General features: G+C 38.4%; 13 protein-coding genes. 7 read left to right on the forward strand and 6 right to left on the reverse strand.

Annotation, left to right across the window (positions count from 1 at the left end; all coding sequences use genetic code 11):
- Positions 1-26: 26 nt before the first annotated feature.
- Positions 27-1,595 carry a PucR family transcriptional regulator gene (locus tag FJQ98_RS03080; protein ID WP_053595411.1) on the reverse strand — a complete coding sequence of 523 codons (1,569 nt, stop codon included), beginning with the start codon at positions 1,593-1,595 and terminating at the stop codon, positions 27-29.
- Positions 1,596-1,821: 226 nt separating this feature from the next.
- Here FJQ98_RS03080 and FJQ98_RS03085 point away from each other — a divergent pair, with 226 nt between their 5' ends.
- Genes FJQ98_RS03085 through FJQ98_RS03095 form a run of 3 tightly spaced genes read left to right on the forward strand, consistent with a single transcriptional unit; the run spans position 1,822 to position 6,168 of the window.
- Positions 1,822-3,231, forward strand: coding sequence for an amino acid permease (locus FJQ98_RS03085; protein WP_053595412.1), 1,410 nt, complete (start codon positions 1,822-1,824; stop codon positions 3,229-3,231).
- Between the two features lie 24 nt (positions 3,232-3,255).
- The gene (locus FJQ98_RS03090) at positions 3,256-4,785 is read left to right on the forward strand and encodes a CoA-acylating methylmalonate-semialdehyde dehydrogenase (protein WP_053595413.1); all 1,530 of its coding nucleotides are present in this window, start codon (positions 3,256-3,258) and stop codon (positions 4,783-4,785) included.
- Between the two features lie 24 nt (positions 4,786-4,809).
- Positions 4,810-6,168, forward strand: a complete 1,359-nt coding sequence (locus tag FJQ98_RS03095; RefSeq protein WP_053595414.1) for an aspartate aminotransferase family protein — start codon at positions 4,810-4,812, stop codon at positions 6,166-6,168.
- 220 nt (positions 6,169-6,388) lie between these two features.
- On the opposite strand, the gene FJQ98_RS03100 is transcribed toward FJQ98_RS03095, so the two are convergent.
- The 3 genes from FJQ98_RS03100 to FJQ98_RS03110 all read right to left on the reverse strand — a co-directional run bounded on the left by FJQ98_RS03100 (position 6,389) and on the right by FJQ98_RS03110 (position 8,073).
- Positions 6,389-7,558 (reverse strand): FtsW/RodA/SpoVE family cell cycle protein, encoded by a 1,170-nt coding sequence (locus FJQ98_RS03100; RefSeq protein WP_053595415.1) that lies wholly within the window; start codon positions 7,556-7,558, stop codon positions 6,389-6,391.
- Positions 7,559-7,678: 120 nt separating this feature from the next.
- On the reverse strand, positions 7,679-7,867 hold the full coding sequence (locus FJQ98_RS03105; RefSeq protein WP_053595416.1) for a hypothetical protein: 189 nt from the start codon (positions 7,865-7,867) through the stop codon (positions 7,679-7,681).
- On the reverse strand, positions 7,819-8,073 hold the full coding sequence (locus FJQ98_RS03110) for a hypothetical protein (protein ID WP_143114863.1): 255 nt from the start codon (positions 8,071-8,073) through the stop codon (positions 7,819-7,821). Before FJQ98_RS03110 ends, FJQ98_RS03105 begins: the two co-directional genes overlap by 49 nt.
- A 58-nt stretch (positions 8,074-8,131) precedes the next feature.
- On the opposite strand from FJQ98_RS03110, the gene FJQ98_RS03115 reads away from it, so the two are divergent.
- Together FJQ98_RS03115 and FJQ98_RS03120 are read left to right on the forward strand one after the other, a co-directional pair.
- Positions 8,132-9,802 carry a methyl-accepting chemotaxis protein gene (locus tag FJQ98_RS03115; protein ID WP_053595417.1) on the forward strand — a complete coding sequence of 557 codons (1,671 nt, stop codon included), beginning with the start codon at positions 8,132-8,134 and terminating at the stop codon, positions 9,800-9,802.
- A gap of 354 nt (positions 9,803-10,156) precedes the next feature.
- Positions 10,157-11,080, forward strand: coding sequence for an L-threonine 3-dehydrogenase (locus FJQ98_RS03120; RefSeq protein WP_201406617.1), 924 nt, complete (start codon positions 10,157-10,159; stop codon positions 11,078-11,080).
- A 276-nt stretch (positions 11,081-11,356) separates the two neighbouring features.
- Here FJQ98_RS03120 and FJQ98_RS03125 read toward each other — a convergent pair whose 3' ends face one another.
- On the reverse strand, positions 11,357-12,349 hold the full coding sequence (locus tag FJQ98_RS03125) for a serine hydrolase domain-containing protein (RefSeq protein ID WP_053595419.1): 993 nt from the start codon (positions 12,347-12,349) through the stop codon (positions 11,357-11,359).
- A 299-nt stretch (positions 12,350-12,648) separates the two neighbouring features.
- Here FJQ98_RS03125 and FJQ98_RS03130 point away from each other — a divergent pair, with 299 nt between their 5' ends.
- Complete coding sequence (locus FJQ98_RS03130) at positions 12,649-12,876, forward strand: hypothetical protein (RefSeq protein ID WP_143114866.1); 228 nt, start codon at positions 12,649-12,651, stop codon at positions 12,874-12,876.
- Between the two features lie 163 nt (positions 12,877-13,039).
- Positions 13,040-14,665, forward strand: a complete 1,626-nt coding sequence (locus FJQ98_RS03135) for a long-chain fatty acid--CoA ligase (RefSeq protein ID WP_053595461.1) — start codon at positions 13,040-13,042, stop codon at positions 14,663-14,665.
- A gap of 44 nt (positions 14,666-14,709) precedes the next feature.
- Here FJQ98_RS03135 and trpB read toward each other — a convergent pair whose 3' ends face one another.
- Positions 14,710-15,873: a tryptophan synthase subunit beta gene (gene trpB / locus FJQ98_RS03140; RefSeq protein ID WP_053595420.1), complete on the reverse strand. Its 1,164-nt coding sequence runs from the start codon at positions 15,871-15,873 to the stop codon at positions 14,710-14,712.
- Positions 15,874-15,882: the final 9 nt, after the last annotated feature.

Genomic DNA, 15,882 nt, shown 5'->3' on the forward strand with positions numbered 1-15,882 from the left:
ATCGCTGATAAAGCATAACCCAGCAGTTAGTTTTTATCCTCAATTAAAGAATTGGCGAGCAACATAAATTCAAGCGTAATCCGATTATGCCCCTTCATGAAATTTTCCCCTAAGAGACTCTCAAGCTTTTTTAAACGATGATAGAGCGTTTGACGGACGATGAACAATTGATTGGCCGTTTGTTGTTTAGAGCCATTCGTTTGTAAGTATACCTGCAGTGTTTCTAACAGTTTACTATTATATTTTCTATCGTATTCAATAACAGGCTGTAAATAATCTTGAATTACTTCCTGTAAATTTACTTGCATCTGTAATTTATAGATGAGGTGATATAAATGTAAATCATCGTAAAAATAAGAAGTTGTTTGTACTTTACTGCAAATATACAATGTTTCTAATGCAGTTTGATAGCTCTTCGGTATTTCCTCTACGTCTGCAACGACTTTGCCAATGGCTATTTGATACCCTTGAACCATTTGTTTTTTATAAAAATCAGTTTTCTGAACGGAAGAAACTAATGTATTTAATAATTCGCGACTCGATTTACTATCCTTCGTATGGAGCAAAATAAAAACGACATAGCTTTTTCTTTCAAATAAAAATGGTATAAATCCATTTTGCTCAAAAAGGTTTCGATAATAGAGCTTACTATAGACAATATCTTCTTGCACCTTAGAGACGGCAGTAGGAGATGCTAAAATAAAGACAGCCCCACTAGAAAGATTATAGTTAGAATGATAGGTTACGATAAATTTATAAATTTCCTCCTTCGATAGTTTTTGATCGATCCAATCCGCTAAAATAGAGGCATCCTCAATGTCCCTTTTCTCCTCAATATAAAAATCCCGCATTAATAGCTGTGCTAACGCAGTGGCTGTACGGTCTAAAATAAGTAATTCAAACTCTGAGAATAAACCATCTTCCCTATAGAGAAATAAATCTGCATAATGCTGATCAAAAATAAAGATCGGTTCATGTTTAAATTTCGATGCCGTTTTTTTCATCGTTAATAGTTGTTGGCGCTTATTGTGTGACATATTTGGAAAAAAGATCGGCTCTCGCCCTTTAATAGAAAAGGTGATTTGTGTCTTTAGTTCATTATACATATTTTGTAAAATTTCTTCTGCAGTTTGCCCTAATAGTGCATTTTTATTTAACGTTTGAGAGTACGATTCTAAAGAGGAAATCATTAAATATTGTTGATTCATAATTTGACTATGTAAATCCTGTGTAATGCGGACAAAAGGAACCGTTTCATGAAAAACGATAATAGGGAAGCTATAACGGTTCGCAAGAGATATTATCGCTTCTGGGATGGTTTGTATGGAAGTGCCGTATTCAATGCACAATGCAGCGCAATTTTTTTGGATTAATGATTCTACAAAAAAGACAAAATCCTCTAGGCAATGCTGAAGGCTAATCCCTGTTGTTAAGACCAATTCATCACCAGCTAGAAAATTATCTACCTGTATAATTTCAATGACGTGGGCCCACTTGACAATTCGTAATAATCCACCCTCACCAGCTACGACCTCTGCACTTTGAAAGTATGTATTTTCTAATACATCTTTCACTTGAAGCTTAAATTGACTCATGTTTATCCTCCTTCCTTTTAACATAGTTCCTTTCTGGTTTTCTTATTGATGTACGATTTTAGCTTAAATAAACAAAAAATATTATATTTTAAGAATGTTTAGTCTATTTTACATTATGTTTAAAACAAAAGTATAGAATTTTACAGTTTGTCTATACCTTCATTTCTATGTAACATGTAAAATTTTTGTAAGCGGCAATCCAATCTAATAAAAAGAGGTGACAGATATGGAGCAACAAACGCATTTACAGAGAGGGTTAAAGAAAAGGCATATGACGATGATCGCTATTGCAGGGGTTATCGGTGCTGGTTTATTTATGGGGAGTGGCTCAGTGATTAATTTGGCCGGCCCTGGAGCAATTTTATCTTATATTTTTGCAGGCTTTATCGTTATTCTTGTCATGCGAATGCTAGGGGAAATGGCAGCTGTCAATCCAACAAGTGGGTCTTTTGCGCATTATGCACATGAAGCAATTGGTCCATGGGCTGGCTTTATGATTGGTTGGTTATATTGGTTTTTCTGGGTCGTTGCCATTGCTTTAGAGGCAACGGCAGCAGCTGCGATTATTCAATATTGGTATGATGGGATTCCTTTATGGCTGCTGAGTCTTGTATTAACTGTAGCACTTACTTTAACAAATGTTCTTTCCGTAAAAGCTTTTGGTGAATTTGAATATTGGTTCTCTCTTATTAAGGTTGCAAGTATTATAGCTTTTCTGGCACTTGGCGCATTTATTATCTTTGGTATCGCACCGAATTTTAATGCAGTAGGTACTGCCAATTTAATCGGGGAAGGCGGCTTTTTACCGAATGGTTTCGGTGCTGTTTTGATGGGGGTAGTCATTGTTATTTTCTCCTTTATGGGCACAGAAATTGTTGCCATTGCGGCAGGGGAATCTGACGAGCCGTTAGCAGCGGTAACAACAGCTACAAATTCAATTACTTGGCGTATTTTGATTTTCTACGTTGGATCGATAACGGTAGTTGTCACATTATTACCTTGGCATTCCTCGGATATATTAACAAGTCCATATGTAGCAGTATTGGATTACATCGGTATTCCTGCAGCTGCGCAAATCATGAATTTTGTCGTTTTAACAGCGGTTTTATCATGCTTGAACTCCGCACTTTACGCAACATCTCGAATGGTATTTTCTTTAGCGGAGAAGGGGGAGGCCCCAAAAGCATTTTTGAAATTAAATAAAAAGGGAGCACCTGTTAATGCCATATTAACAGCGACATTCTTCTCTTATATTGCCGTTATTATGAACTATGTTTCACCAGATAAAGTATTTATGTTTTTACTTAGTTCATGTAGTGCAATCACGCTAATTCTTTACTTAATCATTGCATTTTCACAATTAAGAATGCGACGGAAAATTGAGAAAGAAAATCCCGAGCTATTAAAAGTGAAAATGTGGTTATTCCCATATTTAACGTATTTCACAATATTGGCTACAACAGCATTACTAATCGCGATGTTCTTTATTGAATCAATGCGTTCACAAATTTTATTTACATGTATTGTAGTGGCAGTAGTGATGATTTTCTATGTAGTTACACAAAAGAAAAAGTCGCCTAACCCAGTAGATGAAGCAAGTTCTATTTTCAAAAAGGAAGAATTAGATTTTGAATAATAATAAATGAGGAGTGGGGAAATTATGACAGTTCAGCAAAAAATGAAAACGCTAACACATTTTATCAATGGTGTTGAAACAGCCGGTACAAGTGGTCGTTACTCGGAAGTTTATAATCCAACAACAGGAGAGGTTATTGCACAAGTTCCGTTAGCGACAAGAGATGAGGTGAAGCAGGCTATCCAGCTAGCAAAGTCAGCCTTCCCTGCATGGAAAAAGGCATCGATTGGCAAACGAATCGAGGTTTTACATCGTTTCCGTCAGCTATTAATAGAAAGACAGGATGAGCTGATTGAAGTGATTTGTGAGGAAAGTGGGAAAACGAAGGAAGATGCAAAGGGTGAAATTGTTCGTGGCATTGAATCCGTAGATATGGCAATAAGTGCCCCGCAAATGCTGAAGGGGGAATATTCGGTTAATGTAGGCGGCAATATAAATGCCTTCTCTGCAAAAGCCCCACTTGGAGTTGTTGCAACGATTGCGCCATTTAACTTCCCTGTTATGGTCCCACTTGCGATTACGAGTATGGCAGTTGCGGTAGGAAATGCCGTTATTTTAAAGCCATCTGAGCGCGTGCCAATCTCAGCATTATACTTGAGTAAATTATGGAAAGAGGCAGGACTGCCAGATGGAATTTGGACTGTCGTTAATGGTGATAAAGAGGCGGTCAATGAACTGCTAGAAAATAAAGAGATACAAGCAATTTCATTTGTTGGATCTACACCTGTTGCGGAGTATATTTACCAAACAGGGACGAAGCACAATAAACGTGTCGCTGCATTTGGTGGCGGGAAAAACTTTATGATTGTCATGCCAGATGCAAACCTAGAGCAGACAGCTAATGCCTTTTTAGGTGCAGCATATGGAGCGGCGTCCCAGCGTTGTATGGCCATTTCAGGAGCGATAGTCGTTGGAAAAGATACAGAAAAACGCTTTACAGAAATATTAAAAGAGAAAGTTTTGAAGCTAAAGGTTGGTCCATATACAGACAACGAAGTCGATTTTGGTCCAGTGATTACGCAGCAATCAAAAGATACGATTCTTCGATATATTGACGGTGCTGTTGAAGAGGGTGCAAATCTTGTAACGGACGGTCGAAATCCAGAAATATGCGAAACATCTAAAGGCTTTTACCTTGGCCCGACATTGGTGAATAATGTAACGCCCGATATGACCATTTTTAAAGAGGAGGTTTTTGGTCCTGTACGTATTGTTGTAGGTGTTGAAGCCTTACAAGAAGCTATTGATTTGATTAATGACCACGAACTTGGGAATGGTGTCACGATGTTTACGAGCAGTGGTTCGGCAGCACGTAAATTCCAGGAAGAAATTGAAGTAGGTATGGTAGGTATTAATGTTCCGATTCCAATTCCGGTTGGCTATCACAACTTTGGTGGATGGAAACGATCTAAGTTTGGTGAAGGGCATATGTTTGGACCAGACCAAGCACGATTCTTTACAAAAGCGAAAACGATTTCTGAACGCTGGCCAGATGAGACAGAGGATACGACAAGTTCATTTGCATTCCCAAGTAATAACGATGTGAATAAGTGAAAAAACATAGAGGGGTGTATGGATATGGTTCAAGTAAATCTTAAAAGTGATATTTTAAAGAAAGATGAACAATACGTATGGCATTCAATGAAACCCTACAATCCACAAGCAACATATGTAGTAGAAAAATCAAATGGTGCGAGAATTGTTGATACAGATGGCGTTGAATACATCGATGCAATGGCAGGATTATGGTGTGTAAATGTAGGCTATGGACGCAAGGAATTAGCCGATGTTGCACATGAGCAGATGCTGAAAAATGCATATGCTCCTTTATCACAAGGACATTTACCAGCAGTCGAACTAGCTGAAAAGCTTAATGAAATGCTTGGTGGAGATTATGTTATTTTCTTCTCTAATAGTGGATCAGAGGCTAACGAAACTGCGTTTAAAATTGCGCGTCAGTATCATCAGCAAAAGGGAGAAAGCTCACGCTATAAAATTGTTTCCCGCTACCGTGCCTATCACGGAAATTCCTTTGGTGCATTGGCTGCGACAGGGCAGGCGGAACGAAAATATAAATATGAACCATTATCTCCTGGCTTTGTCCATGTAGCACCACCTGATCAATATCGAGAACACGAAAGTGATACACTAGCCCCAACTGATTTAGCAAGCGTCAAGGCTGTTGATAAGACGATGACATGGGAGCTAAGCGAAACAATAGCTGCAATGATTTTAGAGCCGATTATTACTGGCGGGGGCGTCATCATGCCTCCGGAAAATTATTTAAAGGGCATTGAGGAAGTGTGTAAAAAACATGGAGCATTAATGATTGTAGACGAAGTAATTTGTGGCTTTGGTCGAACAGGTAAGCCATTTGGTTTTATGAACTACGGTGTAAAACCAGATATTATTACAATGGCAAAAGGGATTACAAGCGCCTATTTACCACTATCAGCTACAGCAGTAAAACGCGAAATTTATGAGGCATTCACTGGGTCTGATGCATATGGTTATTTCCGTCATGTCAATACATTTGGCGGATCACCTGTAGCATGTGCGGTCGCATTAAAAAACATTGAGATTCTTCAGCAAGAAGCATTATTTGAAAGATCTAGTGAGGTTGGAGCTGCTACTCTACAAGCACTTCAGCAAGCGTTGGGTAATCACCCGAATGTTGGGGATGTTCGAGGCAAAGGTTTATTAATTGGCATCGAGTTAGTTTCAGATAAAACGTCGAAAGAGCCTTTACCAGTAGATAAAGTAAATGCTGTTATTGCAGCATGTAAGGAGCAAGGGGTCATCATTGGGAAAAATGGGGCAACTGTTGCAGGCTTTAATAACGTATTAACATTATCTCCGCCACTTAATATCGTACAAGAAGATCTTGATACAATAATAAAAGTTGTCATTGATAATATTCATAAAGTGAAGGCATAATTAGTGGGGTTCTATCTAACTCACTTTCGGTACAGATAAATTACTGCCTATAAAAGTAAGCTGTCTCGTAAGTCATAGTAAAAACTTTTGAGACAGCTTTTTGAATGTTTTACAGCATAAGAAAGGCGAGGCGAACTATGAGTATGAACAAAACAACTACTGCTAGAGAAAATAATAATAAAATTCTCTTTTTTAACGTAGTGTTCATATGCACCATCACCTACTCTTTTGTTGTTTTAAACATGTAGCCACTATAAGAATTATGGATAATCATCACAATGCCCATTAACATGAAATTGGATATGAGTGAACTTCCGCCATAGCTTAAAAATGGCAATGTCATACCTGTTACAGGTAAAAGTCCAATTGTCATACCGATATTTTGTGTAATTTGGAAGGCTAATAAACTAGAAATACCTGCTCCCATCAGCGTCATAAATGGGTCCTTTGCTTCTACTGTAATGAGAACGATACGGTAAATAACAAAAAATAAAAGAGTAATAACAAATGCCGCTCCAATGAACCCGACCTCTTCAGCAATATTGGCAAAAATGAAATCTGTATGCTTTTCCACGACATAGACATTATTGTTCATGTATCCCTTCCCAGTAAACTCACCTGTACCAATTGCCGAAAAGCCCTGCCTAGTTTGAAAGGATGAATCTGGATACTCATAAGGCTGTAGCCAACCATAAATTCGTGAAATCTGATGCCCTGATAATTTATTTAAAATTTTATCTGTAAAAAAATCATTGAATTTTACATAAAGAATAACCACAACACTAATAATTGATACAGGAATAGCTGTAAAGATTATAAGTAATTTTCTTTGTATACCCGAAAAGAAAATCATCGGTAGAATCATCGACATATAAAGCATTACCATGCCCGTATCAGGTTGCTTGTAAACAGCAAGTGTCGGTGGAAGAGTGATAACAGCAATTATTAAGAGAAGTCGCATATCCGTTAAAAAGGTAGGGCGCACATATTTCTCTCGATGTGCAACAATGATCTTGCTGACAACAATTAAAAACGCGAACTTTAAAAATTCTGATGGCTGAAATGATCCTAGCACTGGGATTTGATACCAACGCTTCGCCTCATTGATAGTTCGGGCTATACTTTCCGGTGCAATAAATAAGCCAAATGTTAACAAAACCATTGCCCAATAAAACGGCCAGCCAATTTTTTTAAGTTGCTCAATATCAAGCATTGCTACTCCATACATAGTCAAAAATCCGATCAGGTAATAAATAAACTGCTTTATAATAAAAGAGCTTGTATATTGCTCAAACACCGTACTACTGGAATGTACAAAAAGACAACTAATAATACCGAGCAATGATAAGCTAATTACTAAACTTTTATCTAATTTATTGAACTGTAACATTCAAACACCTCCTCTGGTTAGAGACACTATTAATAGACAACGATAGGTAAGTGTGGAAGGTTGCAAGTTAAATAAGTATTACAAAGATTAAAAATCATAAACTAATTTTACTATTGTTGCTTATTTTACATTTAGTTCTATATGAGTACATTTGTAGATTGCAACCATAACGTGAGATTGGTTTCCATTCCGATTAGCGTTTTGTTGCTGTCGCTTCGCTTTCGCACAGATAAAACATTGTAGCTGCCGCTTTGCTTTCGCTACATAAAACATTGTTGCTGACGCTTCGCTTTCGCACAGATAAAACATTGTAGCTGCCGCTTTGCTTTCGCTACAGAAAACACTTGTTGTTGCTGTCGCTTCGCTTTCGCACAGAGCAAAGCTTCCTGGGGGCGTCCGATGAGTCGCTTAGGACCAACATCACGCTCCTCCTGAGAGGAACGTGCGCCTATTATATTAGAAGTAATGGGATTAATTTCATAACTCTTCGTACAATCTTTACAAAAACATAACACTGGCTTTATATCTTCATACTATGATTATTGGTAAGAGTTGGAGAAGGAGCCAAGGATAATGCATTTTTTACGATACATAATGGTGAAAGACAAGCTACTTGTACTGATGATTGTTTGTGTACTATCGAATGTATTGCTAGGTGTTTTTAGCGTTGATTATCTACGGAAAATGTCATGGCATGCAAGTGAAAGTTATACAGAAGGACTTGTACCGATCGGATGGTTAAATGAACTAGAAGAATCACAACGACAATTAGATTATGTAGTGGATTCAGCTGGGGTTTATCAAGAAATGACAGCCATTTTAAAAAATACTGAGCAGCCTTTAGGTCATTTAGAAAGTCTAGTAATCGATAAAAAGATGGATCATCAGATGAAGAAATATAAGACCTTACTAGCACAGCATGTAGAATTGATTGATAGCTATAAGCAATTGGATCAAAATGGGCAACAACAGTTTTATGTTCAGTCTTATTTACCCGTAAGCCAGCAAAGTCATACATTATTAGAAGAAACTCAAAGCTATTTGGTTCAGAGAGCTAAGGAACAGCAACAGGCATACCAGAAAGATGTGCAATTTGGTTATTGGCTATTAGGAGGAGTGTCTTTATTTGTTGTTTTGTTAGTGATCTTTATAGGATTTATAGCAACGAAGGCAGTGAATATACCAACGCGTCAATTGAAATCACTATTAAAGCGTGCAGAGCAGGGTGATTTCACAGCGAGTGCCAGCTATGTGGCGCAGGATGAGCTTGGCGAGGTAGTATTGTCTTACAATCAAATGGTAACAGAGGTGAAAAGACTACTTCATACAGTATCAAATAGTGTACATGAGGTTGAAGAAATGACTGGGAAACTGCAGGAATCCTCTGAACATTCGTCTAACACGACGCTCAAAATTGCAAAGGATGTACAGTCCATTTCAGATTCAACTGCTGCTTCTACAACAAAATTAGCGTCCAATACAGCTTCTCTAGAGGAAGTGCTAAATGGGGTGCAAGTAATTTTAGAAAAAGTGCAGGTTGTAGAAAATTTTGCTCATAAAACTGCACGTGATGCAGAAAGTGGTACGGAAATTGTACAGGCAAACTTAACACAAATACAGGCTATTAAGCATGCAGTCGAAAAATCGAATAAAGCCATTTTTAATCTTGTAGAGAGAGCAGCTACAATCGATCAAATGGTAGAGGTGATTGAAAAAATTACCGCCCAAACAAACCTCCTAGCTTTAAATGCATCCATAGAGGCCGCTAGAGCAGGGGAGCATGGTAAAGGATTTGCGGTTGTGGCCAATGAGGTACGTAAGCTTGCAGAGCAGACAGTTCATTCAACGCAAACGATTACGTCCATTGTACAAAACATTCATTTAGATTCTAACTATGCTGTACAAATGATGGAGGGTGTATTAGTCGCAACTGAAAAAGGTGTTCAAGTAACAGGGGATACGGCAACAAGCTTTGATCAGATTTTAGAAAAAGTACATACAATTAAGCCATATATAATGGAAGTATCTGCAACCGTTCAAGAGATTGCAAATCATACGGAAAAAGTTAGTGAAGATGCGGTAATGTTAACGTCATTTTCTGATACGAATGCAATATCAACTAAACATGTAGCTACTTTAACAGCCGACCAATTAACTGCGCAGCAACAATTCCATGAGTATATTAAAGAGTTACATAAGGTTTCAAAAGTTTTACAAATAGCCGTAAAGCGTTTCTCAATTTAATAAGAACAAAAGGACCTTTCTTTGTATCAAAGAAGGTCCTTTTGTGGATTAGTAGGTGCTAGGATTCCGTTCATCAACAAAATTACTATCGTTACTAAGAAAAAATGTATAAATGTACACTCTGAACGTACATATGTATTTCGTTTGTTTTATTAGCACAATATTTAATAGGGCTCATATACTGATAGTAAAGGATTGTGCGTTCTGTTTCTCAAAATTTAAAATATAATGGTTGTATTTTTAATGTGAACACATTATAATAAAATTCATCAAAAGGGTTATTAAATCAAGGTTTGTTTATATATCATTGTACTTTTAGGAAGTACAATTGTTCATAGGTGGAGGTTTGGAGAAATGAAAAAGATAATGGTTACAGGAGCACTAGGTCAAATAGGTTCTGAGCTTGTAGAAAAACTCAGAAGTATTTATGGAGAGGACAATATATTAGCGACAGATATTCGAAAGCTTGAATATACTAAGGGTCCATTTGAAATATTGGACGTGACGGATGGACAAAGAATGCATGAATTAGCGAAGGATTTTGGTGCAGACACAATGATGCATTTAGCTGCGTTATTATCAGCAACAGCGGAAAAAAATCCGTTACTAGCGTGGAATTTAAATATGGGTGGTTTAATGAATGCGTTAGAGGTTTCACGTGAGTTAAACTTGCAATTTTTCACACCGAGCTCAATAGGCGCGTTCGGCCCATCGACACCGAAGGATAATACGCCACAGGATACATTACAACGTCCAACAACTATGTATGGGGTAAATAAAGTGGCTGGTGAGCTATTATGTGATTATTATTTCGATCGTTTTGGCGTAGATACTCGTGGTGTACGTTTCCCAGGGTTAATTTCATACGTAACGCCTCCAGGAGGTGGTACGACAGACTATGCAGTAGAGATTTTCTACGAGGCGATTAAGCAAGGTAAGTATACATCTTATATTCAAGAAGGCACCTACATGGATATGATGTACATGCCAGATGCATTGCAAGCTATTGTAGATGTAATGGAAGCGGATAGTAGTAAACTAATTCATCGCAATGCCTTTAATATTACTGCAATGAGTTTCGAACCATCTGAAATTGCGGCGGAAATTAAAAAGCATTTGCCACATTTCCGTATGGATTACAATGTAGATCCTGTGCGTCAGACGATAGCAGATAGTTGGCCAAATTCTTTAAATATAGAAGCAGCACAGAAAGAATGGGGCTTTAAAGCACAGTATGACTTAGCCAAAATGACAGTTGATATGCTAGAAAAAAATTAAAAAAATCAAACTACAAACAAAAAGCTTGTTCATAAATAAAAAAATTCCTAAAAGCGGACGAAGAATTTAGTTTTCTTCGTCTTTTTTTATTTTGACGGGCAATCACTTAAAATTGGAATGACACTTGCTAAAAGTATACCGTGTAGATTGAATGTGAAGGCTGGGCGAACCTTGGGATTAGCGTCACAGATGACCAACCTCATGTTGTTGCTGTTACGAACCTAAAACAAGCATAACCCCGTCCTAAATTTAGGGCGGGGTTAAAATATAGTTGTATTACCGTTTGATCAAATCTTTGATATCTCTGAAAACCTTCCATACGTTACACCCAAAATTGCTTACCAATGTGATAAGCAAATCTTGTTGTTTGTCGTACGAACTATAAAAACTTATACCAGGATCGCAGCCTTCAAAGTGGTAATCAAACGTGCCACCTTCTTTTTTATCCAGCCAAATCCCATACCCATAGCACTCTTCTTTCACTTGAGGAGTTAACATTTCTTTTAACATTGCCTTCGATATCAATTGACCCTTCATCAGACTGGCCCAAAACTTTTCAACATCGATTACAGTAGTAAATGCCCCACCTGCTCCTGTTCCTTTTACGTCTACACTGTAAATATTAGTATAAAACTCTTGCATACTGTCATCATATACATACCCGTTTGCACATTGAGCAGGCAATCTGTCCAGCTCATAATACCCCGTATTCAACATACCGCAAGGAATAAAAACATGTTCATTAAGATACACATCAAATGAAGAGCCAGTAATGGCCTCAACAATAAGACCAAGAACAACAAATCCTGTATTATTGTATTGAAATCTATCTCCTGTAGGATACATCATCGGCTTATCTATAAATAATGGAATGATATCCGATGATGTGCGAATTTTATAATTGGGGTAATCTATCCATAGTTCGTCATAATCTTCCATGACAGACTCATCAAAATAATCGGGTATTCCCGATGTATGATTAAGCAACTGCCTGATGGTGATTTGAGGATCAATATTCTTTAAATCAAAATTCAAGATGTCCCCGATACAACTATCAAAAGATAATTGCCTTTGTTCAATCAATTGCAAAATGGCTATGGCAACAAATACTTTTCCTGCTGAGGCTGTTGCAAACTTTGTATCAATCTCATTTGATACTTTATTTGGTAAATCTGCGTATCCAAAGGCTTTACGGTATACATTTTTACCATTTTGAGTGACTGATATGACCCCACTAAAATCTTCGTTTATACATTCATCAAGCCCCATCGTTTCTCTCTCCTTTAAATATACTTACATTGATGTATGCAAGTATCAATTTTACTCATTCTTCCCTCCGACGCTCCCAGCTGGAACGGAAATCAACCCACGTTATGGTGATGAGCCATACAAGTGGATTTTCTAATATATTCTGGTTCATCATCGGAAGGTTAAGATGTCATTTTGAAATATATGCCATGCAAATAAGTTGATTGGAGTGGAGACTGGGCGACTCCTCGGGGATCAGCAATAGAGGAACGAAGGCTAAAACCATCACATCCTGTGATAACGCCTTCGTGACCAACCTCATGTTGGCCCGAGACCCTGCAGCGAAGCGGATGTTTTCTGCGCGAAAGCGTAGTGCAACGAAGCGGCAGCGACAAAAGCGGCTCATCGGACGCCCCCAGGAAGCTTTGCTCTGTGCGAAAGCGAAGCGTCAGCGGCAATGTTTTATCTGTGCGAAAGCGAAGCGACAGCAACAAAGCGCCCAGTCGGAACGGAAATCAACCCCACGTTATGTGAATGAGTTATTTTAGAAAAAGTTAACAATAAAAAGAAAATTATTGGAATATATAGCTTAATTTATAATTTTCTACTATAATCATATTCAAAATATTAATAGTATTCAATTAAATTAGCTGTTAATATTTCACAAAGGTAAAAAAGGGAGTTCACAAGAAGAGGGGATGGATGATTTTTATGATGCAAACGCCGTTAGTATTAACAAGCTTTTTTAAACGAGCAGAAACCTATTTTGCTAGAAAGACTATAGTTTCACGGACAAGCCCACAGAAGATTCACCGTTTAACATATGGGGAGTGGGCGAAAAGGACACGTCGTTTAGCAGATGCGCTAACAAAGCTGGGGATGAAGAGGGGAACAAAGATTGGATCCTTTGCCTGGAATCAGCATCGCCACTTAGAGGCCTATTTTGCGGTACCGTGTTCTGGTGCTATTTTGCACATGGTGAATATTCGTTTATCAGAAGAGCATTTAATTTATATTATTAATCATGCAGAAGATGAAATTTTAATGATTGATGTTGATTTGCTACCAATCATTGAAAACATTGCGCCTGAGCTTAAGACAGTGAAGCATTATATTATTATGACAGATGAGGACACTTTACCGGAAACGACATTACCAAATGCATTATCATATGAGGATTTATTAGCAGCAGCAGATGAAAATTATCAATTTCCGGAGGATTTAGAGGAAGAGGAGCCTGCTGGAATGTGCTATACAAGTGCTACAACAGGAAATCCAAAGGGCGTTGTTTATTCACATCGAGGCCTAGTGTTACACAGTATGATGCTGAGTATGTCTGATTCAATGGGCATTTCAGAGCGTGATGTCGTGATGCCAATTGTACCGATGTTTCATGCAAATGCATGGGGCCTACCTTTTGCAAGTGTCAATGTGGGAGCAACACAGGTACTGCCTGGTCCACAATTTACATCAGCAATCATATTGGATTTAGTGGAGCAGGAGAAGGTCACATTAACAGCTGGAGTGCCGACAATTTGGATTGGAGCATTGCAGGAACAGGAGAAGCGTGAACGAGATATAAGTTCGCTGCGCTCCATTTGTTGCGGCGGCTCTGCTTCACCTACTCGACTTATTCGTACATTTGAAGAGCAATATGGTATTCCATATATAGTTGTCTATGGGATGACTGAAACAACACCGATAGTAGCATTATCAAATTATATGTCTTGGATGGATGAATGGCCAATTGAAAAGCGAATCGAATCGCGAGCTATGCAAGGAATGACGATGGCCGGTATTGAATCAAGTATTATTAATGACAATGGAGAAGTACCGTGGGATGGAGAGACAATGGGTGAGTTACGCTTACGAGGTCCGTGGATTTCACACGAGTACTATCGTGATGAACGCACAAATGATGCCTATCGAGACGGCTGGTTATATACAGGGGACATTGCAGTACGAACAGAGGATGGCTTTATCAAAATAACAGATCGTACAAAGGATTTAATTAAATCTGGTGGGGAGTGGATATCCTCAGTGGATTTAGAAAACACGTTAATGACCCATGATGCTGTTTTGGAAGCAGCGGTTATCGCAATTCCGCATGTCAAGTGGCAAGAACGTCCGCTAGCTTGCGTTGTATTGAAGGAAGGAAAATCAGCAACCGAAGGGGAACTTCTTGCATTTTTAGAAAGCCAATTTGCAAAATGGTGGGTACCAGATGATGTGGTATTTTTAGAGGAGATTCCAAAAACATCAGTTGGAAAATTCCTGAAAGCTAAGCTTCGAGATAATGTGGCAGAAATTTATCCGAAATTAAGTTCATTGGTATAGTCAAAAGAGCGATTTCCACAAAGGGAAGTCGCTCTTTCATTTCGTCATCTATTTAACATTTGGAATACTTGTTCTACGTCTTTGTCTCCGCGGCCAGAGATATTAATAATAATGCTCTCTTCTGAAGATAATGTTGGTGCAAGCTTTAGTGCATGAGCCACTGCGTGCGAGCTTTCAAGTGCAGGAATAATTCCTTCAACTTTTGACAGCACTTGGAATGCTTCAAGCACCTCTTCATTTGTCACCGTTACATATTCTCCACGACCAATTGTTTTTAAATAGCTATGTTCTGGACCAGCTCCAGGATAATCTAGTCCAGCGGCAATCGAATAGGTTGGTAGTGGATTGCCCTCTGCATCTTGCAGTACTAAGCATTTGAAGCCGTGTAATTCACCTGGTGTTCCTTCATTTAATGTTGCTGCCTTATCGGGTTCAATACCGATGAGGCGAACGCTTTCATCTGCAATATACTCTGCAAACGCACCGATCGCATTACTACCGCCACCGACACAAGCAAGTACTGCTGCTGGTAGCTTGCCTTCTTTTTCTAAAATTTGTTCGCGACTTTCACGGCTAATGACTGATTGGAAATGCTTCACCATTGAAGGGAATGGGTGAGGTCCAACAGCAGAACCTAGTAAGTAGAAAGTTGTTTCATAGTTTTCTACTAAATCAGCAAATGCTTCATCCACTGCATCCTTGAGTCGTCCTTGCCCTTTATCAACAGCTACTACCTTCGCACCAAGAAGCTCCATACGGAACACGTTTAATGCTTGACGTTTTGTATCCTCTAAACCCATATAAACTGTGCAATCCATTCCGAACATTGCACAAGCAGTTGCTGTTGCTACACCATGCTGACCAGCACCTGTTTCGGCAATAACACGATTAGCACCCATGCGTTTTGCCAATAAAATTTGCCCAAGAACGTTATTGATTTTATGTGAGCCTGTATGGTTAAGGTCCTCACGTTTTAAATAAATTTTTGCGCCACCTAATTGCTTTGTTAGATTTTCAGCAAAATAAAGTGGAGATTTGCGCCCAACATATTCACGGAAATAATAATCTAGCTCTTTATTAAAGTCTTCATCGTCTTTATATTTTTGGAAGTTTTCATCTAAAGTAGTTAATACATTTTGAAGCTCATCAGGAACAAAGCTACCGCCAAATTCACCAAAATATCCTTTTTTCTCTGCTACTGTACTCATCTTTTCTCG

The sequence above is a fragment of the Lysinibacillus agricola genome (assembly GCF_016638705.1).
In the GTDB taxonomy this organism is placed as follows: Bacteria; Bacillota; Bacilli; order Bacillales_A; family Planococcaceae; genus Lysinibacillus; species Lysinibacillus agricola.

Bases quoted from the DNA above. Each gene is read 5' to 3' on its own strand.
- FJQ98_RS03095 (WP_053595414.1), top strand. From the start codon at position 4,810: ATGGTTCAAGTAAATCTTAAAAGTGATATTTTAAAGAAAGATGAACAA.
- FJQ98_RS03105 (WP_053595416.1), bottom strand. From the start codon at position 7,867: ATGTTTTATCTGTGCGAAAGCGAAGCGTCAGCAACAATGTTTTATGTA.
- FJQ98_RS03130 (WP_143114866.1), top strand. From the start codon at position 12,649: ATGTTGGCCCGAGACCCTGCAGCGAAGCGGATGTTTTCTGCGCGAAAG.
- FJQ98_RS03090 (WP_053595413.1), top strand. From the start codon at position 3,256: ATGACAGTTCAGCAAAAAATGAAAACGCTAACACATTTTATCAATGGT.
- FJQ98_RS03125 (WP_053595419.1), bottom strand. From the start codon at position 12,349: ATGGGGCTTGATGAATGTATAAACGAAGATTTTAGTGGGGTCATATCA.
- FJQ98_RS03100 (WP_053595415.1), bottom strand. From the start codon at position 7,558: ATGTTACAGTTCAATAAATTAGATAAAAGTTTAGTAATTAGCTTATCA.
- FJQ98_RS03135 (WP_053595461.1), top strand. From the start codon at position 13,040: ATGATGCAAACGCCGTTAGTATTAACAAGCTTTTTTAAACGAGCAGAA.
- FJQ98_RS03120 (WP_201406617.1), top strand. From the start codon at position 10,157: ATGAAAAAGATAATGGTTACAGGAGCACTAGGTCAAATAGGTTCTGAG.
- FJQ98_RS03115 (WP_053595417.1), top strand. From the start codon at position 8,132: ATGCATTTTTTACGATACATAATGGTGAAAGACAAGCTACTTGTACTG.
- trpB (WP_053595420.1), bottom strand. From the start codon at position 15,873: ATGAGTACAGTAGCAGAGAAAAAAGGATATTTTGGTGAATTTGGCGGT.
- FJQ98_RS03085 (WP_053595412.1), top strand. From the start codon at position 1,822: ATGGAGCAACAAACGCATTTACAGAGAGGGTTAAAGAAAAGGCATATG.
- FJQ98_RS03080 (WP_053595411.1), bottom strand. From the start codon at position 1,595: ATGAGTCAATTTAAGCTTCAAGTGAAAGATGTATTAGAAAATACATAC.